Annotated in this window: 27 protein-coding genes; 18 read left to right on the top strand and 9 right to left on the bottom strand. The window is 69.1% G+C overall.

The window, feature by feature from the left end:
• Positions 1-171 precede the first annotated feature (171 nt).
• On the bottom strand, positions 172-1,341 hold the full coding sequence (locus tag AE618_RS01840) for a carboxylate-amine ligase (protein ID WP_054207353.1): 1,170 nt from the start codon (positions 1,339-1,341) through the stop codon (positions 172-174).
• Between the two features lie 160 nt (positions 1,342-1,501).
• The gene (locus AE618_RS01835) at positions 1,502-2,248 is read right to left on the bottom strand and encodes a 16S rRNA (uracil(1498)-N(3))-methyltransferase (protein WP_054207352.1); all 747 of its coding nucleotides are present in this window, start codon (positions 2,246-2,248) and stop codon (positions 1,502-1,504) included.
• A 255-nt stretch (positions 2,249-2,503) separates the two neighbouring features.
• Here AE618_RS01835 and AE618_RS01830 point away from each other — a divergent pair, with 255 nt between their 5' ends.
• The 3 genes from AE618_RS01830 to AE618_RS01820 all read left to right on the top strand — a co-directional run bounded on the left by AE618_RS01830 (position 2,504) and on the right by AE618_RS01820 (position 4,465).
• On the top strand, positions 2,504-2,983 hold the full coding sequence (locus tag AE618_RS01830; protein ID WP_054207351.1) for a hypothetical protein: 480 nt from the start codon (positions 2,504-2,506) through the stop codon (positions 2,981-2,983).
• A gap of 51 nt (positions 2,984-3,034) precedes the next feature.
• Positions 3,035-4,000, top strand: a complete 966-nt coding sequence (gene ubiA / locus AE618_RS01825) for a 4-hydroxybenzoate octaprenyltransferase (RefSeq protein WP_054207401.1) — start codon at positions 3,035-3,037, stop codon at positions 3,998-4,000.
• A gap of 96 nt (positions 4,001-4,096) precedes the next feature.
• Entirely contained in the window at positions 4,097-4,465 is a 369-nt protein-coding gene (locus tag AE618_RS01820; protein ID WP_197280648.1) for a GNAT family N-acetyltransferase, read from the top strand.
• A gap of 7 nt (positions 4,466-4,472) precedes the next feature.
• Here the strand turns inward: AE618_RS01820 and AE618_RS01815 are convergent, their stop codons facing one another.
• Positions 4,473-4,994 (bottom strand): DUF6101 family protein, encoded by a 522-nt coding sequence (locus AE618_RS01815; RefSeq protein ID WP_054207349.1) that lies wholly within the window; start codon positions 4,992-4,994, stop codon positions 4,473-4,475.
• Positions 4,995-5,242: 248 nt separating this feature from the next.
• On the opposite strand from AE618_RS01815, the gene AE618_RS01810 reads away from it, so the two are divergent.
• The 5 genes from AE618_RS01810 (at position 5,243) to lpxK (ending at position 9,529) form a co-directional block, all read left to right on the top strand.
• On the top strand, positions 5,243-6,070 hold the full coding sequence (locus tag AE618_RS01810; RefSeq protein WP_054207348.1) for a 3'(2'),5'-bisphosphate nucleotidase CysQ: 828 nt from the start codon (positions 5,243-5,245) through the stop codon (positions 6,068-6,070).
• A gap of 126 nt (positions 6,071-6,196) precedes the next feature.
• Positions 6,197-6,433, top strand: coding sequence for a DUF4170 domain-containing protein (locus AE618_RS01805; RefSeq protein ID WP_054207347.1), 237 nt, complete (start codon positions 6,197-6,199; stop codon positions 6,431-6,433).
• Between the two features lie 35 nt (positions 6,434-6,468).
• Complete coding sequence (locus tag AE618_RS01800) at positions 6,469-7,209, top strand: lysophospholipid acyltransferase family protein (RefSeq protein ID WP_054207346.1); 741 nt, start codon at positions 6,469-6,471, stop codon at positions 7,207-7,209.
• The gene (locus AE618_RS01795) at positions 7,206-8,510 is read left to right on the top strand and encodes a 3-deoxy-D-manno-octulosonic acid transferase (protein WP_054207345.1); all 1,305 of its coding nucleotides are present in this window, start codon (positions 7,206-7,208) and stop codon (positions 8,508-8,510) included. The genes AE618_RS01800 and AE618_RS01795 overlap by 4 nt, the downstream gene beginning before the upstream one ends.
• Positions 8,510-9,529: a tetraacyldisaccharide 4'-kinase gene (gene lpxK, locus AE618_RS01790; protein ID WP_054207344.1), complete on the top strand. Its 1,020-nt coding sequence runs from the start codon at positions 8,510-8,512 to the stop codon at positions 9,527-9,529. The genes AE618_RS01795 and lpxK overlap by 1 nt, the downstream gene beginning before the upstream one ends.
• Here the strand turns inward: lpxK and AE618_RS01785 are convergent.
• Positions 9,506-9,727, bottom strand: a complete 222-nt coding sequence (locus AE618_RS01785; protein ID WP_054207343.1) for a DUF2093 domain-containing protein — start codon at positions 9,725-9,727, stop codon at positions 9,506-9,508. The genes lpxK and AE618_RS01785 overlap by 24 nt on opposite strands.
• Before the next feature lie 88 nt (positions 9,728-9,815).
• Here AE618_RS01785 and AE618_RS01780 point away from each other — a divergent pair, with 88 nt between their 5' ends.
• Positions 9,816-10,646 carry a dienelactone hydrolase family protein gene (locus tag AE618_RS01780; protein WP_054207400.1) on the top strand — a complete coding sequence of 277 codons (831 nt, stop codon included), beginning with the start codon at positions 9,816-9,818 and terminating at the stop codon, positions 10,644-10,646.
• Between the two features lie 12 nt (positions 10,647-10,658).
• Here AE618_RS01780 and xseA read toward each other — a convergent pair whose 3' ends face one another.
• The gene (gene xseA / locus AE618_RS01775; RefSeq protein ID WP_054207342.1) at positions 10,659-12,185 is read right to left on the bottom strand and encodes an exodeoxyribonuclease VII large subunit; all 1,527 of its coding nucleotides are present in this window, start codon (positions 12,183-12,185) and stop codon (positions 10,659-10,661) included.
• A 228-nt stretch (positions 12,186-12,413) separates the two neighbouring features.
• Here xseA and purD point away from each other — a divergent pair, with 228 nt between their 5' ends.
• The 6 genes from purD to AE618_RS29010 all read left to right on the top strand — a co-directional run bounded on the left by purD (position 12,414) and on the right by AE618_RS29010 (position 19,620).
• On the top strand, positions 12,414-13,697 hold the full coding sequence (gene purD / locus AE618_RS01770; RefSeq protein ID WP_054207341.1) for a phosphoribosylamine--glycine ligase: 1,284 nt from the start codon (positions 12,414-12,416) through the stop codon (positions 13,695-13,697).
• Between the two features lie 59 nt (positions 13,698-13,756).
• The gene (locus AE618_RS01765) at positions 13,757-14,017 is read left to right on the top strand and encodes a type II toxin-antitoxin system VapB family antitoxin (RefSeq protein ID WP_082364917.1); all 261 of its coding nucleotides are present in this window, start codon (positions 13,757-13,759) and stop codon (positions 14,015-14,017) included.
• A gap of 14 nt (positions 14,018-14,031) precedes the next feature.
• Positions 14,032-14,436 carry a type II toxin-antitoxin system VapC family toxin gene (locus tag AE618_RS01760; protein ID WP_248310714.1) on the top strand — a complete coding sequence of 135 codons (405 nt, stop codon included), beginning with the start codon at positions 14,032-14,034 and terminating at the stop codon, positions 14,434-14,436.
• A complete protein-coding gene (locus AE618_RS01755) occupies positions 14,433-15,347 on the top strand; it encodes an alpha/beta fold hydrolase (RefSeq protein WP_054207338.1) in 915 nt (304 codons plus the stop codon). Before AE618_RS01760 ends, AE618_RS01755 begins: the two co-directional genes overlap by 4 nt.
• Before the next feature lie 27 nt (positions 15,348-15,374).
• Complete coding sequence (locus tag AE618_RS01750; protein ID WP_248310713.1) at positions 15,375-16,277, top strand: patatin-like phospholipase family protein; 903 nt, start codon at positions 15,375-15,377, stop codon at positions 16,275-16,277.
• Between the two features lie 223 nt (positions 16,278-16,500).
• Positions 16,501-19,620: an autotransporter outer membrane beta-barrel domain-containing protein gene (locus AE618_RS29010; RefSeq protein WP_156330048.1), complete on the top strand. Its 3,120-nt coding sequence runs from the start codon at positions 16,501-16,503 to the stop codon at positions 19,618-19,620.
• A gap of 14 nt (positions 19,621-19,634) precedes the next feature.
• On the opposite strand, the gene AE618_RS01740 is transcribed toward AE618_RS29010, so the two are convergent.
• On the bottom strand, positions 19,635-20,375 hold the full coding sequence (locus AE618_RS01740) for an ArsR/SmtB family transcription factor (RefSeq protein WP_082364916.1): 741 nt from the start codon (positions 20,373-20,375) through the stop codon (positions 19,635-19,637).
• Between the two features lie 205 nt (positions 20,376-20,580).
• Here AE618_RS01740 and AE618_RS01735 point away from each other — a divergent pair, with 205 nt between their 5' ends.
• Positions 20,581-21,324 (top strand): sulfite exporter TauE/SafE family protein, encoded by a 744-nt coding sequence (locus AE618_RS01735; RefSeq protein ID WP_054207336.1) that lies wholly within the window; start codon positions 20,581-20,583, stop codon positions 21,322-21,324.
• A 21-nt stretch (positions 21,325-21,345) separates the two neighbouring features.
• On the opposite strand, the gene AE618_RS01730 is transcribed toward AE618_RS01735, so the two are convergent.
• Both AE618_RS01730 and AE618_RS01725 read right to left on the bottom strand, forming a co-directional pair.
• Complete coding sequence (locus tag AE618_RS01730; protein ID WP_054207335.1) at positions 21,346-21,738, bottom strand: DUF882 domain-containing protein; 393 nt, start codon at positions 21,736-21,738, stop codon at positions 21,346-21,348.
• Positions 21,739-22,071: 333 nt separating this feature from the next.
• A complete protein-coding gene (locus tag AE618_RS01725) occupies positions 22,072-22,449 on the bottom strand; it encodes a hypothetical protein (RefSeq protein ID WP_054207334.1) in 378 nt (125 codons plus the stop codon).
• A 306-nt stretch (positions 22,450-22,755) separates the two neighbouring features.
• Between AE618_RS01725 and AE618_RS01720 the strand changes: the two genes are divergently transcribed.
• Entirely contained in the window at positions 22,756-23,121 is a 366-nt protein-coding gene (locus tag AE618_RS01720) for a hypothetical protein (RefSeq protein WP_054207333.1), read from the top strand.
• A gap of 35 nt (positions 23,122-23,156) precedes the next feature.
• On the opposite strand, the gene AE618_RS01715 is transcribed toward AE618_RS01720, so the two are convergent.
• Positions 23,157-23,612 (bottom strand): nucleoside deaminase, encoded by a 456-nt coding sequence (locus AE618_RS01715; protein ID WP_054207332.1) that lies wholly within the window; start codon positions 23,610-23,612, stop codon positions 23,157-23,159.
• Between the two features lie 167 nt (positions 23,613-23,779).
• Between AE618_RS01715 and AE618_RS01710 the strand changes: the two genes are divergently transcribed.
• Complete coding sequence (locus AE618_RS01710) at positions 23,780-25,990, top strand: pseudouridine synthase (protein ID WP_054207331.1); 2,211 nt, start codon at positions 23,780-23,782, stop codon at positions 25,988-25,990.
• The last annotated feature ends 2 nt before the right edge of the window (positions 25,991-25,992 follow it).

The following is a 25,992-nucleotide window of genomic DNA, read 5'->3' as shown; positions in this document are numbered from 1 at the left end:
GCTCCGGCAGAAGACTAAAGGCAGCCGGGCTTCCGCCCGCGCCGGGCGGCGCGGGGGATCAGGCTCCAGGAGCGCCAGACATAGGCGAGCGCGCAACGCTCGACAACGACCTCCGCTGCGCGTTGGCGAACAATTGACCCACGGCCGGTGCAGGTCGCCTCGCGGCCTGACTCAGGCGGCGCCGCGCCGGCTCATCTCGCCTCTGCCCCAACCGGTGTCGTCCAGCCGGGTCTCGGAGGCAATCCAGTCGACGACGGCGGCGAGACCGCCTGGCTGCCCGCCATCGCGGGTGCGTGCCTCCTCATAGACCGCAAGCTGCACATCGGCGCTGGTCCCGTCGGAGGCGATCCTGCGGCAGGCGGCGAGGTCGGCCTCGCAGCCGAGCGCTGCCGAATCCTCGGCGAGCTGCAAGACGAGGTCGTCGACCAGGCTCGGCACGCTGCGCATGCTGCGGCTGTCGGCGTCGATCAGGCCGCCATGGATGCCGTAGCGCTGGGCCCGCCAGAGATTCTCGGTCGCGACGCCGCGCGACGCCGCCGTCAGATCGGCATTCAGCCCGGGCTGTCGCAGCAGATGCCGCACGAGGCAGCGATAGAGCGCAGCCACGGCAAGCGTATCGTCGAGGCGCGTGCAGCTGTCGGCGATCCGCAGCTCCAGTGTCGGATGCTTTTCGGAGGGGCGGATCGCCCACCAGATATAGCTGGCATCCCGGATGGCGCCGGCCGCGACCATGGTCTCGATATAGGCGCGATAATCGTCGGGATCGGTGAAGAGTTCGGGCAGCCCCGTGCGCGGGAGCTCTCCATAGGCGGCGAGCCGGTAGCCCATCAGCCCGGTCCGCCGCCCCTGCCAGAAGGGCGACGAGGTCGAGAGCGCCAGCAGAAGCGGCAGGAACGGCATGATCCGGGCCATCAACCTGATGCGCTCGTCCTCGTCGGCGACCTCGACATGGACATGCAGGCCGCACAGCTGGTTGCGACTGCCGAGCATCTGCAGATCGCGCATCAGCGCGTCGTAGCGCGAGGCATCGGTCGCCCGCTGCCGCGCCCAGGCGGCGCTGGGATGGGTGCCGCAGGCCATCAGCAGCATCTCGTGTTCGAGAGCCAGCCCGGCAAGCCCGGTGCGCAGCGCCGTCAGCGAGGCGCGCGCCTGATCCATCGAGTCGCAGACCGGGGTCGCGACCTCGATCTGGGACTGCAGCATTTCGCGCTGGACCTCGTCGGGAAAGAGGGCCTGGGCCGCCTTGATGAAAGCGGGCGAAACCTTGCGGACGACGCCCCGGCTGCCGGCCTCCGACAGAAAATACTCTTCCTCGATTCCGAAGCGGCAGGCCTCGTTCATGGCATCATCCTCGTCGCGTCAGGCATGGCGGCGACACCGCGCCGGCACTCCGGCCCCGTGCCGACGCGACAGACTGGCTCCGATTGAGTCGGGAGTGCGGCCCCCCGGCACGAGCGGGCAACGTTCGAGGGCGGCCGACGTTCCAGGCCGTCCCGCCAGACTATCCCCGCGGCCAGTCGCCCAGCACCGCCTGGACGAGCGCCAAAGCCGCGACCGCTGCCGTGTCGGCGCGCAGGATGCGGGGGCCGAGCGAGATCGGCACCGTCCCCGGCCGCGCCAGGATGCGGTGGCGCTCGGTCTCGTCGAAGCCGCCCTCGGGGCCGATCAGTACGGCGAGCGGCCCAGGCGCGACGCGCGAGAGCGCCGCAACCGGGCTTTCCTGCGCCATCGCCTCGTCGCAGAAGATCAGGATCCGGTTCGGTTCGAGCGCGTCGAGCGCGGCATCGAGCGTCTGCTCGGCCCGGATGTCCGGCAAGGCCAGGATGCCGCATTGCTCGGCGGCCTCGATCGCATTGGCGCGCATCCGGTCGAAATTCAGCCGCGAAACCTGGGTCCGGCGCGTCAAGACCGGCTGGATCACACCAGCCCCCATCTCGACCGCCTTCTGGGCGATGTAGTCGAGCCGGGCATGCTTGAGCGGTGCGAAGAGATAGTGCAGATCGGGCGCAGGCGGCTGCGGGCGCGTCTGCCGGACCAGTGTCAGGCTCGCCTGCTTGCGGCCCTCGACCGTGATCGCAGCTAGCCATTCGCCGTCGCGCCCATTGAAGACCAGCACGGTGTCGTCCTGCTTCATGCGCAGCACGGTGAGCAGGTAATTGGCCTGCTCACGCGCAAGCGGCAGCCTCGCGCCGTCAGCGAGGCCATGCTCCAGCCAGAGGCGGTAGCGGGCGAAATCGGGGATGGACATCGGCGGCAATGCCTCCTGCGGACAGGGCCGACCGGGCCATGGCGCGTGTTGATATTGTGCCGGCAAGGGCCGCTCAGCGCGAAAAGCGCCACAATCCCGGCTTATCCGCAACCGCTTATCGACAAGCGAAACAAGAGCTTGCCGAGCCGGCAGCAGATGGACTCGCAAGGGTCCTTGGCGCTAACACAGCGTTGCTGGTAAGGAAATCGCGGAAGCGCGCAAGCGCCCGCGCAGCAGATTTAGGAGCGGAAAGACATGCGGCTGAGGATGGCTTCCGGAGTGATCGCGACGATGGGCCTGGCCGCGGCCGCCTTCATCGACGCCGCTCCCGTGCGCGCCCAGGCCTCGGGTTGCGAGAAGATGCAGGCGCTGCTGCAGGAGCGGCAGTCGCTCGTCGCCTCGCTGAATGCCGCCCAGAAAGCGAAGCGCAAGCTGACGCCGCAGCAGGCCTGCAGCACGATGACCCGACTCGTCAGCAATGGCGCGTCGACCGTCAAATTCGCTACCGACAACCAGGACTGGTGCCAGATTCCGCCCAGCTTCATCGAGGGCATGAAGGCCGACAACCAGAAGGCCGCAGGAATCCGCACGCAGGCCTGCAATGCGGTCAAGCAGCAGGCAGAGCTGCAACGCAGGGCGCAGCAGCAGGCTCAGGGCGGTGGCGCCAACAACCCGTTCAGCGGCGGCGACTCCATCACCGGCGGTGGCGTGCGCATTCCTCAGGGCGCGCTCTAGACGACTGGCGTGACCGCCATGCCCGACCCGGCGCTTGCGAATCGCGGATCGATGCCGGACGGGCCGCCTGACGACGCTGCACGTGCAGACGCCCCCTTGCCCGACGCGCTCACCGGGCACTGGGTCGATACCCGCGCACCACGGGGCTTGAGGCCCTATCTCAAGCTCGCCCGGATCGAACGGCCGGTCGGCTGGCAATTGCTGCTGCTGCCGTGCTGGTGGGCCGCCGGGTTGGCTGCGATCGCGGGCGGACAGCCCTTCCCGAACATCTGGCACTGCCTGCTGTTCCTGCTTGGCGCGATCGTGATGCGCGCCGCCGGCTCGACCTTCAACGACATCGTCGACCGCAAGCTCGACGCGCAGGTCGCGCGCACGCGAGGTCGTCCGCTGCCCTCGGGCCAGGTCACGGCCAAGGCGGCGGCCGTCTTTATGGTCGGCCTGTCGTTGATCGGGCTTTTGATCCTGCTGCAATTCAACCGCTTCACGGTGATCCTCGGCATCGCCTCGCTGGCGATCGTCGCGGTCTATCCCTTCATGAAGCGCATCACGCAGATGCCGCAATTCGTGCTCGGCCTGGCCTTCTCCTGGGGCGGCCTCGTCGGCTGGAGCGCGGTGTTCGGACAGCTCGATGCCCCGGCCTATCTGATCTATGCGGCAGCCGTGGTCTGGACGATCGGCTACGACACGATCTACGCGCTGCAGGACATCGAGGATGATGTCATCGCCGGCATCAAATCGAGCGCGCGCTATTTCGGCAATTTCAACCGCGAGGCGATCGGGACGTGCTTCGGGCTCGCAGTGCTTTTGAGCGCCGCCGCGACCTGGACGGCCGGCGGCGGCATCGTCGCCTGGCTCGGGGTCGCGGGTTTCGCCGGGCATCTCGGCTGGCAGGTCGCGCAGATCAAGGGCGTGAAGCCGCCGCTCGCGCTCAGGCTGTTCCGCTCGAACTGGGCGGCGGGCCTCCTGCTGGCGGCCGGCTTCGCGCTCGATGCGCTCGGCCGGTTCGCCATCGGTTAACCCAAGGCCATGTCGGAGGTCGCGCTTTCGGACGTCACTGCGGGAACTGTCCGCGCGATCTGCGCTCTCGAACCTCGCGACGACCAGAAGGGCTATGTGGCACCCAACGCCGTCTCGATCGCGCAGGCCTATTTCGAGCCCTGTGCACGCTTCAAGGCGATCTGCGCCGGAATAGACCCGGTCGGGTTCGTGATGTGGCGGCCGCGCGCCGCGCCGGAGATCGCCAGTCTCTGGCGGTTCATGATCGACCACAGACACCAGGGTAAAGGCTACGGCAAGGCGGCCCTCATGCTGCTCTGCCGAGATCTTAGCGCCTCGGGGTTCCGGTGCCTGGAAACGAGCGTCGTCCTCGGCCTCGCAAGCCCGCTCGAATTCTATCGCGCGCTCGGCTTCCGGGAAACCGGCGAGACCTTGCCCAGCGGAGAGTTTGGGCTATCGCTGGATCTCTCACCACTTGGCCAATAGGCCAACCTCAATCGGTCAGCCTGTCGCCGCTGATCACGACCGGCCGCTCGGCGAGACGTCCGGATTTGCGCCGGACGAGAAAGCGCGGGCGGCGACCGTTCAGGAAGGCATGACGCCGCCTGACCCGGATCGGGCCCAGAGCGAGCGGGCCGATCTGCGGGAACGGCTCGCTGATCGCGCCGTCGCTGGTCTCGAGCAGCAGCGGCAGGCCGCTGGCCCGGCCGCAGTCGCGCCAGAGCGCCACGGCATCGTCCTGATTGACCGTCGCGACCGTGATCGAACGGCCGTCACCGGCCGTCAGCGCCAGCTGGAAGGTCTCGTCCTCGCCCGTCGTGTTCGCCAGCCTCAGGGCGACGCCGCGCCAGCCTGCGGCACCGCGCAGGATCCGCACCGAGCCGATCCGCTCGATACGGGGCACCTCGGGCTGCACCGGCATCGGGTTGCGGGATACGATCGTGGGGTCGGTCGCGCCGCCGGGCGAATTCGGCATGAAACCGAACTCCCCGGCGGCCGGCGTGACTCTGGCCATCGGTTTAACGCCTCTCTGTAATCCCTGCCGCTACGGAGCCCTCTGTGCAGTCCGGGGCTCTCGTGCTTGCCATGTGAGATTGCGTCTCAGGCGTCTCCGAGCGCTTAAGCGTTTGGGTTAAAGGAGCGTGTTTGGCGCCTCGAAGTGGCCTTGATGGCCTGTTTCATGCATGATGCTTGACGGAATCTTTCGGTGTGCGCGGGCATTTTCGGCTTGAACCTCGGCACTGCCATTCGTACGGATCGCGCATGAGCCCCCCTCCTCTCCCCATCGCGCCCGACCTGCTCAAAGCGGTGCGCGAGAGCTGCCTGGAAGCGGGAGAGATCGCGGTCGACCTGTTCCGCCCGGGCGAAAAGACGGCGGCCCGGACCTGGTCCAAGAGCGGCGGCTCGCCCGTCACGGAAGCCGATATCGGCGTCGATACCTTCCTGCGCATCCGGCTTTCGGTGCTGCTGCCGGAGGCGGCGTGGCTGTCGGAGGAGACGGTCGACGACGCGCTGAGACTGTCGCGACGCTTCGTCTGGGTGGTCGATCCGATCGATGGCACGCGCGCCTATATGAGCGGCTCGCCGGACTGGGCGGTCTGCGTCGCGCTGCTCGACGAGGGCGTGCCGATTCTTGGCGTGGTGCATGCGCCGGCCTGCGATGCGACCTATCAGGCGCTGCGCGGCGGCGGCGCCCAGCGCAACAGCGCCGCCATCTCAGCCACGACGACGACGAGCCTCGCCGGCTCCCGCATCGCCGGCCCCAAGCCGATGCTCGACGCGCTGGCGCGGAGCGAGACCTTCGAGCAGGCCGACAAGATCCCCTCGCTGGCACTGCGCCTGACACGGATCGCCGACGGCACGATCGATGCGGGGCTGATCTCGGCGGATGCGCGCGACTGGGATCTCGCCGCCGCCGACCTGATCCTGCAGGAAGCGGGAGGGCTGCTCAGCGGCGGCAGCGGTGAGGCTGTCGTCTATAACCGCGAGACGCCGGTCCACGGCATGCTGGTGGCGAGCGGCAGCGGCCTGGCCGAGCCGCTGATCTCGGCGCTTCAGCGCATGCGCGACGGACAGCCGCAGCGAAGCTGAAATGATTTCGCCGGAATTGCCGGCCATATCGGATTTGACGGCCATTCGGCACTCGCGCGCGGCGTGCGGATGGCGTAACGGGTGCGGCGTCGTTCGTGACGTGAACTGCTCGTGCTGGAGGGATCAATGGCTGCCGAACCGGAACAGAAACAGCTTCTCCACCTCGTCTTCGGCGGCGAACTGAGTTCGCTGGAAGGCGTGACCTTCAAGGATCTCTCGAAGCTCGACATCGTCGGCGTTTTCCCCAACTACGCGACCGCGCACGCCGCCTGGAAAGCGAAGGCCCAGGCCACCGTCGACCAGGCGCAGACACGCTATTTCGTCGTTCACCTGCACCGGCTGCTCGATCCCGAGGCAGCCTGATTTCCGACGCAGGTTTCAGGTCTCAATACGATTTCATGGGCTTTTCGATCCTCAAGACGCGCGTTGCGCAGGAAGCGCTCGGCCGGCTGCTCGCGGGCTATCTGCGCCTCGTGCGAAAGACCAACCGTTTCGTGGTCGAGCCCGCCGACATCTATGAGCGCGTCCAGCCGGAATTGCCGCTGATCATCGCGATGTGGCACGGCCAGCACATCATGATCCCGTTCTCACGGCCGGACTGGATGCCGGCCTGCTCGCTGGTCTCGCGCCATGGCGATGGCGGCTTCAACGCGGTCGCCTTGCGCGAACTCGGCATCGGCGCGATCCGCGGCTCAGGGGCGCTCGGCAAGAAGATCCGCGAAAAGGGTGGCGCCAGCGCCTTCCTGGCGATGATGAAGCGGCTCAAGGCCGGCGAGACCATGGTCCTGACCGCCGACATTCCCAAGCGCGCCCGCGTCGCCGGGCCGGGCATCATCCAGCTCGCGCGCGCCTCGGGCCGGCCTGTTCATCCGATCGCCGTCGTGACCAGCCGGCGCATCGATTTCAAGAGCTGGGACCGGGCCTCGATTGGCCTGCCCTTCGGACGTGGTGCGATCGTCGTCGGCGAGGCGATCCATGTCGCGCGCGAGGCCGACGAGGCGACATGCGAGGCGGCGCGGCTGGCGCTCGAGGCCGGGCTCGACGCTGTCCATGCCCGCGCCTATGCGCTGGTCGGAGCGCAGGACCCCGGCGCCGGCTTGAGGCCGGCACCGCTCGCCGTCCCGAGCACGCCGGCATGACCGGCAAGGGCGCGATCCTCACCGGCTACCGCATGCTGACCGCCGTGCTGGAGCCGGCAGCCGCCGGACTTCTGGTCTGGCGGCGGCGACGCGGCAAGGAAGACCCGACGCGGCTCGCGGAACGGCGCGGCTATCCAGGCGTCCGCAGGCCGAACCGCTCGCTGGTCTGGCTCCATGGCGCCAGCGTCGGCGAGACGGTGACGCTGCTGCCGCTGGTCGCCAAGCTGCAGAAGCGCGGCCTCACCGTGCTCGTCACCTCCGGCACGGTGACCTCGGCCAAGCTTCTCGCGGCGCGACTGCCGGCCGGGGTGATCCACCAGTACCTGCCGCTCGACGTGCCCCGCTACATGCGCCGCTTCCTGGATTACTGGCGCCCGGAACTCGGGCTGATCTGCGAATCCGAAATCTGGCCGAACCTGCTGATCGAGGCCCGCCGGCGCGAGGTGCCGCTGGTGCTGGTCAACGCCCGCATGTCGGAGCGCTCCTTCGCGCGCTGGTACAAGGCGCCGCGGACCTCGCGCTATCTGCTCGCCTGCTTCGAATCCTGCCTCGCCCAGTCGCAGGGCGACGCCGAGCGGCTGGCGCAGCTTGGCGCGCCGCGGGTCAGCGTCGCCGGCAACCTGAAATTCGACGTGCCGGCCCCGCCCGCCGATGCGGACACGCTGGCGATCCTCGACGGGCTGACCACCGGCCGGCCGGTCTGGGTCGCGGCCAGCACGCATCCCGGCGAGGAAGAGCAGGTCATCGCCGCCCATCTCGGGATCAGGTCCTATCTGCCGAAGCTCCTGACCATCATCGCCCCGCGCCATCCCCAGCGCGGCGTCGAAATCGAGGCTTTGGCGCAGGCCAACGGCATCGCCGTGTCGCGACGCGGCGCCGGCCAGATGCCCGAGCGCGACGTCGAGCTCTATATCGCAGATACGGTCGGCGAGCTGGGCCTGCTCTACCGGCTCTCGCAGGTGGCCTATCTCGGTGGCTCGCTCGTACCGATGATCGGCGGCCACAACCCGATCGAGCCGGCCAAGCTCGGCTGCGCTCTGCTGCACGGCCCCTTCGTCCACAACAATGCCGACATCTTCGCCGCCTTCGATGGGGATGGCGGCGCCCGCGAGGTCGCCGACGCGCAAGGGCTGGCGGGCGCCGTGCATCGCTGGCTGAGCGACCCCGCCAGCGCCCGGCAGGCGGCGCGCGCCGCCGCCCAGACCAGCGCCCAGCTCGGCGGCGCGCTGAACCGCACGATGCAGGCGCTGGAGCCGCTGCTGATGCGCATGGCGCTCGGGCAGCGCGACGCCTCGTCCTGATGCGCGCGCCGCGCTTCTGGTGGCGCCCGGCCGGGGCGCTCGCCCGGCTGCTTTCCCCGCTCGGATGGCTCTATGGCGCGATCACGCTGCGGCGGATGCGCGGCACCGGGAGCGACCCCGGCATTCCGGTGATCTGCGTCGGCAACTTCGTCGCGGGCGGCGCCGGCAAGACGCCGACGGCCATCGCGCTGGCGGCCCTGCTGACCCGACGCGGCGAGACGCCGTTCGTGCTGATGCGCGGCTATGGCGGATCGCTGCGCGGCCCCGTCGAGGTCCACCCTGCCCATCACGCCGCCAAGGCGGTCGGCGACGAGCCGCTGCTGATGGCCCGACATGCCCGCACCGTGGTGGCGCGCGACCGGGCGGCCGGTGCGGCGCTCGCCCGCGCGCTCGGCGCCAGCGTGATCGTCATGGATGACGGCTTGCAGAATCCGACGCTCGCCAAGCGGCTGCGGCTCGCCGTGGTCGATGGCGCGTCGGGCGTCGGCAACGGCTATTGCCTGCCGGCCGGGCCGCTGCGTGCGCCGCTGGACGGCCAACTGGGCGAGACCGATGCGGTGCTCGTCATTGGCGGCGGCGCGGCCGGCGAGGCTGTCGCAGCAGCGGCACAGGCTCAGGGCGTGGTGGCGATGCAGGCCAGGCTGGAGCCGGCACAGGAAGCCTTGTCGCGGCTCCACGGACAGCCGGTCATGGCTGTGTCGGGGATCGGCCGGCCGGAGAAATTCGCAGCCACGCTGCGGGAGGCCGGGGCACGGATCGTGGCGGAGCGCGCCTTCGGCGACCACCATGCCTATACGCCGCGCGATGTCGCGGCGCTCGTCGACGAGGCCACGCTCTATGATTGCCTGGTCGCGACGACCGAGAAGGACATGGTCAAGCTCGGGCCGCTCTGGCCAGACGCGCAGCGCGACCGCCTGCTGCCGGTGCCGGTCGCGCTGGTTTTCGCTGAAAGCCAACGGATCGAGGCGATGGTCTCCGGGACGCTGGCAGCCGGCTCAGGCGCGACCCGCGCGCCTTAGCCTGAGCTGCACGGCCTCCGGCGAGACATAGGCCTCCTGCCAGTCGACCGACCAGTAGCGCAGTTCGTCGAGGCGGATCGGCGCGCCGGTGACGGCGCAGCGCACGAAGGCACCAGGCCGCACGACACGGAACTCGCCGTGGCCGTAATCGAGCGCGGCTTCGGGGCCGGGCATCGGAGGGCGTTCGCTGATGTTCATGACGATTTGTCTATCATGTTGCTTGCAGTTCGAAATGTCGAAATAATCCAAGCCCGTGATAACGTTCCCGTCAATGATGTCCAACGGCATGCGCCTCGCCATCGCTCTGGTCGGCTTTGCGCTCCTGAGCACGGCAGCGCAGGCTGCCGGCTATGAGCGCGTGCGCGTGCCCAGCTATGACGGGGAGCTGGACGCGGTCCTGTATCTTCCGCAGGGTCCCGGGCCATTTCCAGCCGTCGTCGCCATGCATGGTTGCGGCGGCCTGTGGCGGGATAATGGCCAGCTCTCGACGCGCCACTCCGACTGGGGCGAGCGCCTTTCGATGAGCGGCATCGCGGTGCTGATGCCCGACAGCTACGGCTCGCGCAAACTCGGCTCGCAATGCGGCGTCAAGGAACTGACCGTGCGCGCCAGCCGCGAGCGCGTCGCCGATGCCGCGGCGGCGCGGCAATGGCTGCAATCGCGCACGGACATCCGCGCTGACGCGATCGCGCTTCTCGGCTGGTCCGGCGGCGGTTCGACAGTTCTCGCCGCCATCCGCAGGGATCGCCGTCCAGCCGATGAGAGGGCCGACTTCGCCCGCGCCGTCGCCTTCTATCCGGGCTGCCGTGTCCAGTCGGAATCGGCGAGCTTCTCCGCCCGGCTGCCGCTGATGATCCTGATGGGCGACGCCGACGACTGGACCCCGGCCGCGCCCTGCGACTATCTCGCCAAGGCGGCGCGGGCGCGCGGCGAGAAGGTCGAGCTCGTGGTCTATCCCGGCGCGCTGCACGATTTCGACCACCCCCGGCTCGAGGTTCGGGAGCGAAGCGACATTGCCAATTCGGCGACAGGCACCGGCAAGGCAACCGTCGGCACCAATCCTGCGGCGCGCGACGATGCGATCAAGCGCGTGAAAGCCTTCCTGAAGGGGCTTTGAACCTGAGGGGTGTCAGAACAGGTCGCCCTGCCCGGCCTTAGGGCTCTCGCGCCGAGCAGGCCGCACCTGCCGTGGCGGGACCTCGCCGGACCCGGCCACGACCGCGCCGAAGCGGCCGTCGGCGACCTGCACGTTCAACGCCTGTCCCGGCCGCGCCTGACCGACCTCGCGAACGAGGACGCCGGCCTCGTCACGCACCAGAGCATAACCGCGCGCCAGAACGGCATTCGGGCCCAGCGATGCCGCCAGGGTCCAGACGCTGTCGAGGCGGTCTCGGCGCCGCTGCAGCGTACGGGCAAAGGCCGATCTGAGACTTCCGGCGAGCGCGCCAGTGCGATCCTCGGCGCGCGCGATCCGGTCGCGCTCGCGCCGCAGCAGCGTGTCGCGGGCGACCGCCATGGCCCTCGACAGCCGCTCGATGTCCTTGCGCGCGGTCGCCAGCCGCAGCAGCGGCGAGTGCCGGGCGAGGCGCTGCGAGGCCAGCCCCAGCTGCTGCTCATGCACGCGGGCATTGCGTGCCAGCGCCGGCGCCAGCCGCGTGCCCGCGAGATCGAACCGCTGGCGCGGACCCGACAGCACGGCCTCGGGTCCAGGAAGCGCGCGGGCCAGCGCGCGCAAATCGCTGCGGCGGCGGTCCGAGAGGCGCCGCATGGCGCCTGCCTGCCGGCGCGAGAGATCGGCCACCGCAGCCATCAGCTCGGCCCGCACCGGCACGACCTTCTCGGCCGCGCCGGTCGGCGTGGGGCTGCGCAGGTCCGCCGCATGGTCGATCAGGGTGATATCGGTCTCGTGGCCGACGGCCGAGACCAGCGGGATCAGCGAGGCGGCGGCGGCGCGCACCACGATCTCCTCGTTGAAGCCCATCAGGTCTTCGAGCGGGCCGCCGCCGCGCGCCACGATGATGACGTCCGGGCGCGGGATGGCCCCGCCCTCGGGCAGCGCATTGAAGCCGTTGATCGCGGCCGCGACCTCGGCCGCGCTGCTCTCGCCCTGCACCCGCACCGGCCAGACCAGGACATGGCGGGGAAAGCGATCCTCCAGCCGGTGCAGGATGTCGCGGATGACGGCGCCGGTCGGCGATGTGACGACGCCGATGACGCGGGGCAGATAGGGGATGAGCTGCTTGCGCTCTTCCGAAAACAGCCCCTCGGCCGCCAGCCGCCGGCGGCGTTCTTCCAGCAGGGCCATCAGCGCGCCGATGCCGGCGGGCTCGATCGAATCGATGATGATCTGGTAGCTCGACTTGCCGGCGAAGGTGGTGATCTTGCCGGTGGCGATGACCTCCAGCCCCTCCTGCGGCTTGGTCTTCAGCCGGCCGAAGACGCCTTTCCAGATCACCGCGTCGATCTTGGCGTTGGCGTCCTTCAGCGAGAAATAGACGTGGCCGGACCCCACCGGGCCGCGATAGCCGGAGATCTCGCCGCGCACCCGCACGAAGCCGAAGGCATCCTCCAGCGTGCGCTTGAGCGCGCCGGAGAGGTCCGAGACAGACCATTCGGGAGCGTTGCCGGGCTTGGCGTCGGGCGATTCGGTGTCCATCGCGCGACCATAGCTGCGGGACAGCGTTGGCAGAAGCGTTGCCGTCCGTGCAATCGGCGGCTATTGCCGCCTCCAGATCTAGCTCCGGAACCCGTGCGGGTCATCCCGGACGGAGCGAAGCGGAGATCCGGGATCCATGCCTGAACCGTTCCGGCATGGATCCCGGGTCTCCCTCCTGTCGCCCGGGATGACAACGGTGGACGAAAGTCCGCACGCAAGGAGACGGCGATGAACATCCTTCTGATCGGCTCGGGCGGCCGCGAGCATGCGTTGGCCTGGGCGATCTCGGCCTCGCCGCTCTGCGACCGTCTGTTCATCGCCCCGGGCAACCCCGGCACCGCGCAATGCGGCGAGAACGTCGTGATCGACATCGCCGATCATTCGGCCGTGATCGCGTTCTGCCGGCTGCAAACCATCGATCTCGTCGTGGTCGGCCCCGAAGGGCCGCTGGTCGACGGAATCGCCGACGATCTCACCGCCGCCGGCATCAAGACCTTCGGCCCGTCGAAAGCCGCAGCCCAGCTCGAAGGCTCGAAGGGCTTCACCAAGGAGCTCTGCGCGCAGTTCGGCATTCCGACCGCCGGCTTCGGCCGCTTCACCGATGCAGCGTCCGCCAAGGCCTATGTCACCGAGCAAGGCGCGCCGATCGTGATCAAGGCCGATGGGCTTGCCGCCGGCAAGGGCGTCGTCATGGCCGAAACGCTGGACGAGGCCAACGCCGCCATCGAGATGATGTTTGCCGGCGGGCTCGGCGCCGCCGGCGCCGAGGTCGTGATCGAGGAGTGGATGATCGGCGAGGAGGCGAGCTTCTTTGCGCTGTGCGACGGCACGCATGCGCTGCCCCTCGCCTCGGCGCAGGACCACAAGCGCGTCGGCGACGGCGATACCGGCCCCAACACCGGCGGCATGGGCGCCTATTCGCCGGCGCCGGTAATGACAAAGGCTCTCGAAGCACAGGTCATGGCGGACATCATCATGCCCACACTCGCGGGAATGACCGAGCGAGGCTCGCCCTTTCAAGGCATTCTCTATGCCGGGTTGATGATCACGGCGCAGGGGCCGAAGCTGATCGAATACAATGTCCGCTTCGGCGATCCCGAATGCGAGGTGCTGATGCCGCGGCTAAGGAGCGACATCGTACCGGCCCTGATCGCCGCCTGCGACGGCGTGCTCGACAACATCACGCTGCGCTGGTCCGACGAGGCGGCGCTGACGGTCGTGCTGGCGGCGCGCGGCTATCCCGGCAAGCCCGAGACCGGCAGCGTCATCCGCGGCATCGAGACCGCGGAGGCACTCGATGACGTCCTCGTCTTCCATTCCGGCACCAAGCAGGATGCGACGGGGAGTGTTCTCGCCAGCGGCGGGCGGGTGCTCAATATGGTCGGGCTCGGCAAGACGGTCGCGGATGCGCAGACGCGGGCTTATCGGGGCGTCGATGCGATCGACTGGCCGGAAGGCTTCTGCCGTCGCGACATCGGCTGGCAGGCGGTGAAGCGCGAGCGCGAAGGCTGACAGCGGCACGCGGGCAGCGTATATATAGAGAGGCGAACCCATCTATACGGAGGTCGGTTGTGAGTGTGCTGATCAAGGACGCGGAAACGGACAGGCTCATCCGGGACGTGGCAATGCGCACCGGCGAGACCATGACGCAGGCTGTCCGAACGGCCATGCAGGAGCGGCTGGACCGCCTGCCGGAACCGGCGCGCGCCGGCCGTCTAGACAGAGCGAAGATCGACGCATACCTGGCTGAGATCGACGCACTGCCGAAGAACACGATGCATCTGACCGATGATGAGATCATCGGCTATGATGAAATCGGCGTGCCACGGTGAACGTGTCGCGGATCGTGATCGACAGTTCCGCGATGATCGCGATCCTGCAGGGAGAACCCGAACGCCCCGCCTTCATCGATCGTCTCGATCGGGTCGGTGAAGCGCTCTGCTCGACTGTAAGCTTCGTCGAAACCTTCATGGTCGCGAGCCAGCGCTTACCTGGTTTTGATCTCGATCGGCATCGGGCCTTCCTCACGCGTTTCGGTATTCATAGCCGCGCGGTGGACGAGGACCAGTCCATCCTGGCAGCCGAGGCCTTTCTCCGTTTCGGCAAGGGCCATCATCGCGCGAGGTTGAACATGGGCGACTGCTTTTCGTATGCCCTGGCGAAATCCTTGAACGCGCCCTTGCTCTACAAAGGCGACGATTTCAGTCATACCGACATCGGCTCGGCGCTCGCTGCGGAAGCCAAGCCATGAGCAATCTCGACAGCCTCTTCCCCGGTTTCACCGCGCATTGGGTCGATGGACCCATCGGCAAGATCTTCGCCCGCGTCGGCGGCGAGGGGCCGCCGGTGGTGCTGATCCACGGCTTTCCGCAGACCCATGCCGAGTGGCACAAGCTCGCCGGTGAACTGACCAAGACGCATACCGTCGTCTGCCCTGACCTGCGCGGCTATGGTTGGTCTGCCGCGCCGCATGGCGATGGCGGCGCCTCGACCTACAGCAAGCGCGGCATGGGCGAGGACATCGTCGCGGTGATGCAGGGCCTCGGGCATCTGCGCTTCGCGGTGGTCGGGCATGACCGCGGCGCGCGTGTGGCCTACCGGCTGGCGCTCGACCATCCCGGCCGGGTCGAGCGGCTGGCGCTGCTCGACATCCTGCCCACAATCTCGATGTGGGAGGGGATGAACGCCGCGCGCGCCATGCAGGTCTATCACTGGAGCTTCCTGGCCCAGCCCGAGCCGGGGCCGGAAAACCTGATCAAGGCCGATCCGCTGGGCTGGCTCGACCATACGATCGCGAGCTGGACGCGGGCGAAGTCGCTCGACCTGTTCGATCCGCTGGCGCTGCGATCCTATGGGGAATCCTTCAACGACCCGGCCCGCATCCATGCCGCCTGCGAGGATTACCGCGCCGGCGCGACGACGGATGTCGCGCACGACAAGGCCGATCTCGCGGCCGGCAGGCGCATCCTTTGCCCCGTTCTGGTCCTCTGGGGCGAGGCCGGGATCCCGGCCAAGGGGGCGAGCCCGCTGGAGATCTGGCGCGAGAGCTTCGCGCCGCAGGCGGAAGGCCAGGCGATCGACAGCGGACATTTCCTGCCGGAGGAAAACCCGGCGGCGACGCTGGCGGCGCTCGTGCCATTCCTGGTGGAGCCGGTTGTCTGAGGCGACGTGAAGGCCCAGAGTCCGGTCATGCCGCACCGCGATATGGACATCGAGACCAAACCTGCCCCGGACCAACCCGCGCCTCGCCAGCCAGATGGGCACGGGAACCAGCTCGTCCTCGTGCTCGGCGCCGGAGGCGCGCGGGGTCTGAGCCATATCCTGGTTCTGGAGGCGCTCGACGAACTCGGGGTCAGGCCGGCCTTCATTGCCGGTTGCTCGATGGGCGCGATCGTTGGAGCGGCCTATGCGGCGGGTCTCTCGGGCCGCGATCTGCACGAGCATGTCATCAGCACCTTCCGGGACCGAGCGCGGGTGATCGCCAGGCTGCTCGACGCGCGCGTCGGCAAGTTCACCGACCTGATGCGTGGCCTGGGCAATCCGGTGCTGATCGACGGCGAGCGCATGCTCGACCTGTTCTGGCCCGAAGCCGTACCCGATCGTTTCGAGGATCTGGCGACACCGTTTGCGGCGGCGGCGACCGACTATCATCTCCACGCGGAGGTCTCGCTCGGCAGCGGCCCGCTGACGCCTGCCGTGGCGGCGTCTTTGGCCATTCCCGGGCTGGTGCGGCCGGTGGTGATCGATGGCCGCGTGCTGATCGACGGCGGCGCGATCAATCCCCTGCCCTATGACCGGCTGATGGCGCCGGGCCGGATCGTCATGGCGGTGGACACCAGCGCGCCTGCGACGATCAGCGAAACGCGCGTGCCTGAGCCGCTGGAAGCGATGCTCGGAGTCAGCCAGATCCTGACGCGGACGATCGTCCAGCGGATGATCGAGCGCCAGCCGCCCGACATCCTGATCCGCGCCGGCGTCGATGGCATCGGCGGCCTCGACTTCTTCAAGGCCAAGGCGATCCTCGAGGCCTCCCTGCCTGTGAAAGAGCAGGTCAAGCGAGCACTCGACACAGTTCTGACAAGGCGAGACTGAAGAAGAAATTGGCCTAACGTTAGATATATTACGTTAGGTCATGCGATATGAATGTTGTGATCTAATCGCCACTTGCGCGTTATTGTCGTGTCGAGGCGATCTCGTTCATAGACAACGACGATTTATCAATGATCTTGACCCAGTCTGTTTTGATTCGCTGGTGCTCATGATGATTCGTCTATCACGCTCTTCCGCCGCCGCGTTTCCCTTGCTGTCGGCAATCATGGCCGGCGTTTCCGTGCCGGCGGTGCTGATCAGCACCGCCGGCGTCGCGCAGGCGCAAGTGGCCGGCGCGAACGGCTTGAACGGCGGCAATGGGTCGGGAACCACGCCGGGCACCGGCGGCACCGGTGGAGCGGCGGGAGACGCTAGCTTCACAGGCGGCGCAGGCGGCATCGGCGGCGTCAGCGGCGTCGGCGGCGCCGGCAGCGGGCCGGCCGGAGGCCCCCCGGGGACCACGAGCGAAGGATCCGGCCGCGGCGGCGGCACCGACAGTGGCGGCGGCGGCGGCAGCTCCAGCTCCGCCAACGGAGCGGGTGGCGGCGGTGGCGGCGGCGGCCGTGGCGTAACAGCGACCACTCTGAGCAACAGTTCGACGATCACGGGCGGCAATGGCGGGAACGGCGGCAACGGCGACGGCGGCGGCAGCTGGGCCGGAGGTGGCGGCGGCGGCGGCGGCGGCGCGGGCGGCGTGCTGGAGGGCGCTTCGGTGCTCAACAACGGCACGATCACGGGCGGCAATGGCGGCAATGGCGGCGTTGGGGCCGGGGGGGGCTACGATGCTCGACTGGACGACGGCACCGGCGGCACGGGCGGCTCCGGCATCGTCGTGACCACCACAACCGGCGCGAGCATCGTCAACAATGGCAGCATCGTGGGCGGCAATGGCGGTGTCGGCAACGGGCCGCAAGGCGCAGCCGGCGTCGGCATCACCGGCCAGAACCTGACGATCGTGAACAGCGGCTCGATCGTCGCCGGGAGCGGCAGCGGCGACATCGACGCGCTGCGCTTCACGGGCGGCGTCAACAGCTTGACCTTCACCAACGGGACGTCGGGTCTGACCGGAGGCATCGCGATCCAGGCGGGATCGCTGACATTTGCGCAGCCGACCGACGTCACCGTCTCCAACGTCATCAGAGGGGCAGGATCCATCGCCAAGACTGGTGACGGCATCCTCACGCTGACGGGCATCAACACCTATACGGGCGGCACATCCGTGTCCGGCGGAACGTTGATCGGCACGACGGCCAGCATCAAGGGCACGCTCACGAACAATGCGGCGGTGGTCCTCGACCAGACGGCAGCCGGCACCTTCGCCGGCACCATCAGCGGCAGCGGATCGCTCACCAAGCAGGGCGCCGGGAACCTCACCCTCTCCGGCGTCAACACCTCGACCGGCCCGACCTTCGTCAGATTCGGCACCCTGACGGTGACCGGTGGCAACGCGCTTGGCGACACCGCTTGGGTGATGATCGACAGTGGCGCGACACTCGCCGTTGCCCAAAGCGAGACGGTCGGCTCCCTGGGCGGCGTTTCCGGCTCGCTCGTCACCGTGGCCGCCGGGCAGACGCTGACGACACAGGACAACAGCGGAACCGCCTTCGCCGGCACGATCTCCGGCGCCGGCGGACTGCGGCAGAATTTCAGCGGCACCACCACGATTTCGGGCGCGAGCACCTATACCGGCCCGACCAGCGTCGCCGTCGGCACGCTGATCGTGAACGGCTCGATCCTGTCGTCGTCGGGGGTCAACGTGGCGGCGGGCGCCACGCTCGGCGGCTCGGGCCAGCTGCCCTCGACAACCGTTTTCGGCACGATCTCCCCCGGCAATTCGCCGGGCACGCTGACGATCAACGGCAATCTGACGCTCAACCCCGGCTCGGTGTATCGCGCCGAGATCGAGGGCGCGGTGGCCGACCGGATCACCGTCACCGGCACGGCCTCGCTCGCCGGCACGCTGAGGCTGGTGCCGCTCGGCGGGACCTACAGCTTCAACAGCCCCTACACGTTGCTTTCGGCTGCTGGCGGCGCGAGCGGCCGGTTCGGGACGGTGGACAGCACCGGCTCCTTCGGCGACGGCATCACCAGCACCGTGAGCTATACCAGCAACGATGTGCTGTTGACGCTGGCGCCAAAGCCCCTGACGCCGATCGTCTCGCCGGCGAGCCTGGGGGTCTCGGCTCCGCTCAACGCTTATGCTGTCGCATCCGCGATCGATCGCGCGGTGGCGGGCGGCGTCAACGCCTCGGCCCTGTTCAACCTCTACAACCAGTCTGCCGCTGCAATCCCCGCTGCCGTCAACCAGCTTTCTGGCGAGGCCCACACCGGCGTGCCCGCGATCGGCTTCCAGGTTGCCGGCCAGTTCCTGCAGACGATGCTCGACGGCGGACTGGGCGGACGCCTTTCACAGTCTGCGGCGGCGGTGCCAGGCAGCGCCGCATTCACCGGGCGCATCGTCAAGGGCCAGGATTCGCCTGCGCGGCCCGCCTTGCGCGACGAGCCGCGTTTCGCACTCTGGGGGGCGACGTTCGGCTCGGCGGGACGCACCGACGGCAACGGCCGCATCGGCTCGGCGAACCGGGATCTGGCCGATGCCCATCTGGCCGTGGGTGCCGATCTGCGGGTCGCACCCGGCACCGTCGCCGGCATCGCGGTTTCCGGCGGCCAGGCGCGCGCCTCGCTGTCCGGCGGGCTCGGCAAGGCCGAGAGCGACGTCTTCCAGGCCGGGCTCTACGGCATGACGCGGATTGGCGCGCTCAACCTCTCCGCCGCCGGCGGCTATGCCAGGCTCGACACGGATGTGACGCGCGCCGTGCCGGTGCTCGGCAACGCGCTGACCTCGTCTTATGTCAGCACCGTCTGGAGCGGCCGGTTGCAGGCGAGCGCTTCCGTCGCGAGCTGGAACGGCTTCAGCCTGTCACCGCTGGCAGCGCTGCAAGCGGTCCATGTCCGCAGCCCCGCCTTTCTCGAGCAGTCCGGGATCGGGAGCAATGCCGGCGCACTCGCCGTCTCCAGGCGCAACGACGTGAGCAGCCGCTCCGAGCTGGGATTGCAGATCGACTCGCAAGCCGTGTTCGGCGGCGTGCCGGTGACCGGCTTCGTGCGGGCCGCCTGGGCGCATTATTTCGAGCGCGACGCACAGCTGAGCGCGAGCCTGGTCGGCCTGCCGGGAGCCGGCTTCACCGCGACCGGCGCACGACCCGACCGAAACGGCGCGCTGATCGCCGCGGGTCTCGATGCGAGGATCAGCGAGCGGGTCTCGCTCGGCGTCCGCCTCGACAGCGAACTCTCCGCCACCAGCCGCAGCCTCGGCGGGTCCGCGCAGCTGCGCATCCAGTTCTAGGCCCGGCGCGGCCCTCAGGCGAAGACGGCTTGCCGGAGCTCGGGCATTTCGGCGGCAGGCTCGGCGTCGCATCGGAAACCGGGCAGCGCATCGGCCAGGGCCGCCCTGCCCGCATCCGTCAGTGTGACGGCGCGGCTGTCCTTGCGGCGCGTGACCCAGGCCATCTCGAAGCAGCGGCAGGCGAGTGCCGCAGCGAGGTGGCCGGCGAGGTGCGGCCGGCGCTCGCTCCAGTCCAGGCAGGGGCGTAGCGCTGCCCGGCGGCTTTTCGTCGGCACGGGATCGACGCCGAGCGCCATGAAGACCGCCTCACCCGAGGAGGTCAGCCCGTAGCCGCCCTCGGCGACGCGCAGATGGCCCCCAGCGACCAGCGCGTCATGGATGCCGATGCCGAGCCGCCCGGCGAAATGGTCGTAGCAGGTGCGGGCCTGGCTCAGCTCCGCGCCGACGCGAGAGGGCAGGCGGCGGCGCGACGTCTGCGCACCGGCGAGCACCATCAGCCCTTCCAGCGCCTGCGCCACCTCGGGGCCGGCCAGCCGGTAATAGCGATGGCGGCCTTGGACGGCGACCGCCAGCAGCCCGCCATCCATCAGCTTGGCGAGATGGCCGCTCGCGGTCTGCGGCGCGACGCCGGCAAGCCAGGCGAGTTCCTTGGCCGTCAGGGCGCGGCCGTCCATCAGCGCATGCAGCATGTTGGCGCGGGCGGGATCTCCCATCAGATGGGCGATCTCGGCGAGATAGGGGCCGTCGGTGCTCATCCCGGCATCATGCTCCCGGTTCTGCCGTCATTGCGAGCGCAGCGAAGCAATCCAGGGCGACGTCGCGCGAGACCTTCTGGATTGCTTCGCTACGCTCGCAATGACGCTTCACGACAAACCGTCGAGCTGGCAAGCGGCAATGCTACGGCGCGGGCCGTAGCATCGAGAGGCGACAGGAGGCGGCGGCAATGCCAGAAAGCCGTCCATGGAAAACCTGCAGCTCATCGCGTTCATCGCCGGCACCTTCCTGCTGGCCGGCTTCGTCAAGGGCGTCATCGGGCTCGGCCTGCCGACCATCGCGGTCGGGATTCTCGGCGTGGTGATGGCGCCTGCCCAGGCGGCGGCGCTGCTGGTGGTGCCCAATCTCATCACCAATGGCTGGCAGATCGCGACCGGCCCCGGGCTCAAGGCCATCGTTTCCAGGCTCTGGCCGATGCTGGCGGGGATCTGCCTGGGTACCTGGGCCGGCGCCGGCCTGCTGGAGCAGCAGAAGACCGGCTCGGCGACGCTGTGGCTCGGCATTGCGCTGGTGCTTTATGCGCTGGTCGGGCTGAAGGCGGCGAAGCTGCAGGTTCCACCATCAGCGGAAGGCTGGCTTGCGCCTGTCATCGGCATCGCGACCGGGATTGCAACCGCGGCGACGGGCGTCTTCGTGCTGCCGGCCGTGCCCTATCTGCAGGCGCTCGGGCTCGACAAGGACGAGCTGGTGCAGGCGCTCGGCCTCTCCTTCATCATCTCGACACTGGCGCTCTCTGTCGGGCTTCTGGGCAACGGCGCGCTGGATGCCACCGTCGCCTGGCATTCGGCCCTGGCCCTGCTGCCGGCACTGGCGGGAATGGCTGTGGGGACGATGATCCGCAACCGCATCTCGGCGAAGACGTTCAAGCTCTGCTTCTTCGCAGGGCTCCTGGCGCTGGGCGGATATCTGGTGTTGCGGGCGGCGGCCTGAACCGCCGCCCGGTGCGCCGCCTCAGCGGTTATAGGCGTAGCGGCGGCCGGCGCGCTTGTGGCCGAACCAGGACAGCTCCCTGTCACCGACATCAACATGGACGATGCCATTGGGGTAGGAGCCGACCCCGCCGGTGCTCTCGATCGCCTTGGCCGCCGCGACCGCCTTGCGGGCAGAGGTGGCGAGCGGCCGGAAATCGATCGCCTTGCCGTGATAGTGTTGGGACCGTCTGGCGTGGCGCCCGCCGCAGGTCGAGGTGATCTGGATCGGGCCGATCTTGTCGATCAGCTCCTTGACCATCGCGACCGCCTCGGGCTTCAGGCAGCCCAGGCCTTTGACCTGCGGCTGGAACGAGACCTTCTCGATGTGGGGCTCCGCATGGGCGAGCACAGGCATAGAGACCGTGAGGATCACGGCCGCAGCAATACAACGCATTATCAACCTGACATGAACTGGGGAATGGAAGGCTCAAGCCACCATCACATGGTCTGGCTGAGCGGTTCCCCGTCCCAATAGATTTGTCGCAAGGCTAAAACAAGGCGGTCTGACGGCAGTCGATCTGTCGCTATAGCCACGCCGTGACAGCCACCGCGATGATCATCACGACATTTGGCTTAGATCATCGCCCAACGTCGAAGTTCTACAATACGGTCTCGTCCGACACGCCGATTGATCATCGAACGGATGGATTTCCGCACTAGGGCCAGCAAGCGCCCGGCGCCGTCACGGCGCCGGGCCTCGGTGCGGTCAGCCTGCCTTCTTGGTGATGATGGTCAATTCGCCTTCATCGTCGATCTGGGCGATCACCACGTCCCGCGAACTGAGCCCCTTGGCCTCGAGCGCCGATTTCGCGACCGGCGCGGTGTCGATGGCCTGGCGAAGCCGCTCGAGCTGGTCGGCCGTGCGGGTCGCCAGAAGCTGATTGAGCTGGCCCTTTGTCGCCTCGGGCAATTCGTCGAGATCGACGACGCTGACGGTTTTGATGGCGGGCACCTGTGCAGGAGATTGCGGCGCCGATGCAGGTGGCGGCGTCTGCGCCGGATTGGTCGACGGGGCCTGGGCGTTGACCGGCCCGGCGAGGACAAGCGTGGCGCCTGCAGCGGCGGCCAGGATGATCATGCGCATGGAGTTTCCTTCCATCAGTTGCGGATGAACAGCCGAGTTGAACGCCGGAATGGGTCCGCAAGCGGGACCCGGTCGGGTCATTCCATGACGAGACCGCGTTCGCAATGCGATCGTCCCGATGCGTCGTCCGAGCCTGCGCCGCTGCGCCGCCCCAGGGGAAAGCCCCGACGATCGCGCGATTTCGCCGGATCGGTTTGACGGCTCGCTAACCCAGGATGCGTCCGGCCATGCCGCTCCTGCCGACCTATGTTACGCTGGGGTTGTCTGATGTGTTCCGTCGCGTGTGCGTTCCGTCTGGAGGCGTGGATGATCGATGAGGTGCAGAACTATCTGATTTCGGAGATCGAGACGCTTCGCAGCGCCGTCTTCCGGGCCGGCGCTCTGAACGCCAAGGCGCTCGGTCCCAGTGCCGAGGCGCATCTCGAAAACGTCCTGCGCTTCGTCGTTGTCTCGCCGGAGATCGAGGATGCGACCTTTGCGACCGTCACGCGGGTCGCGCTGTTCGCGCGCTCGCTCTACGCCCAGGCAGAGATCGCCGCCATCGAACAGGCGCGGCGCGATGCCCTGGCTGCGATCGACGCGCTCGCCACGGTGCTGGAGCGGGCGACGCTCAGTCAGGCTGGCGCCATGGAGAGCCGCCTCGATGCCGCCATCGCCGTCCTGAGCCGATAAAGGCGAGCGGACGGCCGAGGCTCCGGCCTGCCGGTCTAGCGCCGCCCCTGGAAGAAGCTTCGCAGCAGCTCCGCCGCCTCGCTCTCGCGCAGACCGCCGTAAACCTCCGGCTGATGGTGGCAGGTCGGGCTGGCATAGAGCCTGACGCCGTTCTCGACCGCGCCGCCCTTGGGGTCCCCCGCACCGAAATAAAGCCGGCGGATGCGGGCGAAGGAGATCGCGGCCGCGCACATCGGGCAGGGTTCGAGCGTGACGTGGAGATCGCAGCCGATCAGCCGCTCTGATTGGATTTCCTCGCAGGCGATGCGCAGCGCAAGCATCTCGGCATGGGCGGTCGGGTCCTTCAACTCCAGCGTGCGATTGCCGGCGCGGGCGAGCACCACGCCGCCCCGCGTCACGACGGCGCCGACCGGCACCTCGCCGCGCGCGGCCGCTGCACGCGCCTCCTCGAAGGCCAGCGCCATCGGATCGAGCGGGCTTTCATCCGGCATCCTCGTATCGCGCGACGGCGACGGGCGTTGCTGGCGCATCGGACCTCTGTTTTGTCGCTCGCAGCCATGGGAGCGCTCTGCTACAAGCGCCGGCTATATCCAGATTTCGAGCTGACCCTTTCGCGAGAGTGCCTGTCACTTTTGGCGCGGCACGCTCAGGAGCAGTCATGAGCGACGACAACAACCAGAAAAGCCGGGGCCCGCGCAAGGGCGGCGGAACCGGCGGGCGTGGCAGCGGGTCCGGCGGCGGTCGCGATGGCGGCGGCTTTGGCGGAAAAGGCCCGCGCGCGGGCGCTTCGGCGGGCGGGGAACGCAAGCCGTTCAAGCCCCGCACCGACAGCGCCGAGCGCCCTGCCCGCACTGAGGGCCCGGCGCGCCCGTTCCGAGCCCGCCCTGAGGGCGAGCGCAGCAACAGCCGGCCTCCGCGCGAAGGCTTTGCGCCGCGCGGCGAGCGGACGGGCGGGGCTGGCGCCGGAGCCAAGCGCTTCGACAAACCCGGCTTCGACAAGCCCCGCTTCGACCGGCCGCGCTCGGATGGCCCCGCGCGTCCGCGGCGGGCCCGCGAAGACGCCCCGGCGCCCGTCTCCGAGGCCAAGCTGCTGCCGTCACTGATCCAGGAGCCGGAGCGCATCGCCAAGGTGATGGCGCGCGCCGGAGTCGCCTCGCGCCGCGACAGCGAGGCGATGATCGCGGAAGGCCGCGTCAGCGTGAACGGCAAGGTGCTGGAGAGCCCGGCTCTCGATATCGGCCCCAACGATGTCGTGCTGATCGACGGCGAGCCCTTGCCGGCGCGCGAGCGCACAAGGCTCTGGCTCTACCACAAGCCGCGCGGCCTCGTGACGACCAACCATGACCCCGAGGGCCGGCCAACGGTGTTCGACGCGCTGCCCGAGGATTTGCCGCGCGTGCTCTCGATCGGGCGGCTCGACATCAACACCGAAGGCCTGCTGCTGCTGACCAATGACGGCGGCCTGGCACGCATGCTGGAACTGCCCGAGACCGGCTGGCTGCGGCGCTACCGCGTGCGCGCCTTCGGCTCGGTAACGCAGGACAAGCTCGACACGCTGCGTGACGGCGTCACCATCGAAGGCGTCTCCTACGGCCCGGTCGTGGCGCGCTTCGAGCGCCAGCAGGGTTCCAACACCTGGCTGACGGTCGATTTGCGCGAGGGCAAGAACCGCGAGGTCAAGACGGTGCTCGAGCATCTCGGCCTCGACGTGAACCGGCTGATCCGGGTTTCGTTCGGGCCGTTCCAGCTCGCGGACCTGGCCGAGGGCGAGGCCGACGAGGTGCGCTCGCGCGTGATCCGCGACCAGCTCGGCGAGGATCTGATGGCCAAGGCCGGCGTCGATCTCGAGGCGCCGCGCCGCGACGAACTGCCGCCCGCCCCCGTCCGCGCTCCCAGCGGCGACGACCGCCAGCGCCGGCGCCCGGCGGGCGACCGCGACGGCAAGCCCGAGCGCGAGCGCTGGCAGAGCGACGCCGTGCGCACGCCGTCGCAGGACGACCGCAGCGAGAAGCCGTGGAAACGCACCGTCTGGCGCGACGCCGAGGCCGAGCCGCAGCGCGAACGCAAAGCGCCGCCGCGCCGTGGCGCCGATCCCAAGGTCGAGCGCCAGTCGCGCGAGGCCAGCGGCGAGGTGGTTCGCCGTCGCGGCAAGGCGATCGAGGATCCCAATGGCCGCCGCGTGCTGGTGGAGCGGGTCAGCACCTCCGCCAGTGCGGAGCGCCCCGCACGCGCGGAACGCCCGGCCCGTGACGGCGTGAACCCGAAGCGCCGCCCCGACCGCCTGCCCCGCAGCGAGCGCGGCGCAGCCCAGGCACGTCCGCCGCGGGCGCCAGAGCGCGCCGGCGGCAGCGAGCGGCCGGTTCGCCGTCCGCGCATCGAAGGCGGCGAGCGCGACCGCACGCAGGAGCGCCCCTGGCAGGATGCCGGACCGCGCGCAGAGCGGCCGGAGCGTGCATCGCGCGCGGAACGCCCCGATCGCGCACCACGTCCCGACCGCGCTCCGCGCGGCGACAGGCCCGGCGGCGACCGCCCCGATCGTGCTCCGCGCGAAGGTGGCGAACGCCCGCCACGGCGCGCCAGCGAACGGTCCGGCGATGAGCGTCGTGGCCGCAGCTTCGGTGACAAGCCCGGCGGCGCACCCAAGAGCTATGCGGCGCGCTCCAGCGAGCGACCTGCGGGGCGCAGCAGCAGCGGCGGCGAACGCAGCGGGGGCAAATCCTTCGGCGGCAAGTCCTTCGGCGGCAAGCCATCGGGCGGCAAGCCCGGCGGCAGCAGGCCGTTCGGCGGCAAGCCCGGCGGCGGCGGTCGTCCGGGCGGCCGTCCCGGCGGCGGCGGCAAGGGGCCGCGCTCGGGCGGCAAGCGTGACTGAGG

The sequence above is a fragment of the Allobosea vaviloviae genome (assembly GCF_001298265.1).
GTDB classification, from domain to species: Bacteria; Pseudomonadota; Alphaproteobacteria; order Rhizobiales; family Beijerinckiaceae; genus Allobosea; species Allobosea vaviloviae_B.
This window is presented reverse-complemented; position numbering and strand designations above follow the sequence as displayed.

Excerpts from the sequence above, each read along its gene's own strand:
- AE618_RS01795 (WP_054207345.1), top strand. The coding sequence starts at position 7,206 with ATGACCGGCAAGGGCGCGATCCTCACCGGCTACCGCATGCTGACCGCC.
- AE618_RS29010 (WP_156330048.1), top strand. The coding sequence starts at position 16,501 with ATGGCCGGCGTTTCCGTGCCGGCGGTGCTGATCAGCACCGCCGGCGTC.
- AE618_RS01785 (WP_054207343.1), bottom strand. The coding sequence starts at position 9,727 with ATGAACATCAGCGAACGCCCTCCGATGCCCGGCCCCGAAGCCGCGCTC.
- AE618_RS01715 (WP_054207332.1), bottom strand. The coding sequence starts at position 23,612 with ATGCCGGATGAAAGCCCGCTCGATCCGATGGCGCTGGCCTTCGAGGAG.
- AE618_RS01800 (WP_054207346.1), top strand. The coding sequence starts at position 6,469 with ATGGGCTTTTCGATCCTCAAGACGCGCGTTGCGCAGGAAGCGCTCGGC.
- AE618_RS01720 (WP_054207333.1), top strand. The coding sequence starts at position 22,756 with ATGATCGATGAGGTGCAGAACTATCTGATTTCGGAGATCGAGACGCTT.
- AE618_RS01750 (WP_248310713.1), top strand. The coding sequence starts at position 15,375 with ATGCCGCACCGCGATATGGACATCGAGACCAAACCTGCCCCGGACCAA.
- AE618_RS01710 (WP_054207331.1), top strand. The coding sequence starts at position 23,780 with ATGAGCGACGACAACAACCAGAAAAGCCGGGGCCCGCGCAAGGGCGGC.
- AE618_RS01755 (WP_054207338.1), top strand. The coding sequence starts at position 14,433 with ATGAGCAATCTCGACAGCCTCTTCCCCGGTTTCACCGCGCATTGGGTC.
- purD (WP_054207341.1), top strand. The coding sequence starts at position 12,414 with ATGAACATCCTTCTGATCGGCTCGGGCGGCCGCGAGCATGCGTTGGCC.
- AE618_RS01805 (WP_054207347.1), top strand. The coding sequence starts at position 6,197 with ATGGCTGCCGAACCGGAACAGAAACAGCTTCTCCACCTCGTCTTCGGC.
- AE618_RS01810 (WP_054207348.1), top strand. The coding sequence starts at position 5,243 with ATGAGCCCCCCTCCTCTCCCCATCGCGCCCGACCTGCTCAAAGCGGTG.
- AE618_RS01835 (WP_054207352.1), bottom strand. The coding sequence starts at position 2,248 with ATGTCCATCCCCGATTTCGCCCGCTACCGCCTCTGGCTGGAGCATGGC.
- AE618_RS01815 (WP_054207349.1), bottom strand. The coding sequence starts at position 4,994 with ATGGCCAGAGTCACGCCGGCCGCCGGGGAGTTCGGTTTCATGCCGAAT.
- lpxK (WP_054207344.1), top strand. The coding sequence starts at position 8,510 with ATGCGCGCGCCGCGCTTCTGGTGGCGCCCGGCCGGGGCGCTCGCCCGG.
- AE618_RS01725 (WP_054207334.1), bottom strand. The coding sequence starts at position 22,449 with ATGCGCATGATCATCCTGGCCGCCGCTGCAGGCGCCACGCTTGTCCTC.
- AE618_RS01840 (WP_054207353.1), bottom strand. The coding sequence starts at position 1,341 with ATGAACGAGGCCTGCCGCTTCGGAATCGAGGAAGAGTATTTTCTGTCG.
- AE618_RS01830 (WP_054207351.1), top strand. The coding sequence starts at position 2,504 with ATGCGGCTGAGGATGGCTTCCGGAGTGATCGCGACGATGGGCCTGGCC.
- xseA (WP_054207342.1), bottom strand. The coding sequence starts at position 12,185 with ATGGACACCGAATCGCCCGACGCCAAGCCCGGCAACGCTCCCGAATGG.
- ubiA (WP_054207401.1), top strand. The coding sequence starts at position 3,035 with ATGCCGGACGGGCCGCCTGACGACGCTGCACGTGCAGACGCCCCCTTG.
- AE618_RS01740 (WP_082364916.1), bottom strand. The coding sequence starts at position 20,375 with ATGAGCACCGACGGCCCCTATCTCGCCGAGATCGCCCATCTGATGGGA.
- AE618_RS01735 (WP_054207336.1), top strand. The coding sequence starts at position 20,581 with ATGGAAAACCTGCAGCTCATCGCGTTCATCGCCGGCACCTTCCTGCTG.
- AE618_RS01780 (WP_054207400.1), top strand. The coding sequence starts at position 9,816 with ATGCGCCTCGCCATCGCTCTGGTCGGCTTTGCGCTCCTGAGCACGGCA.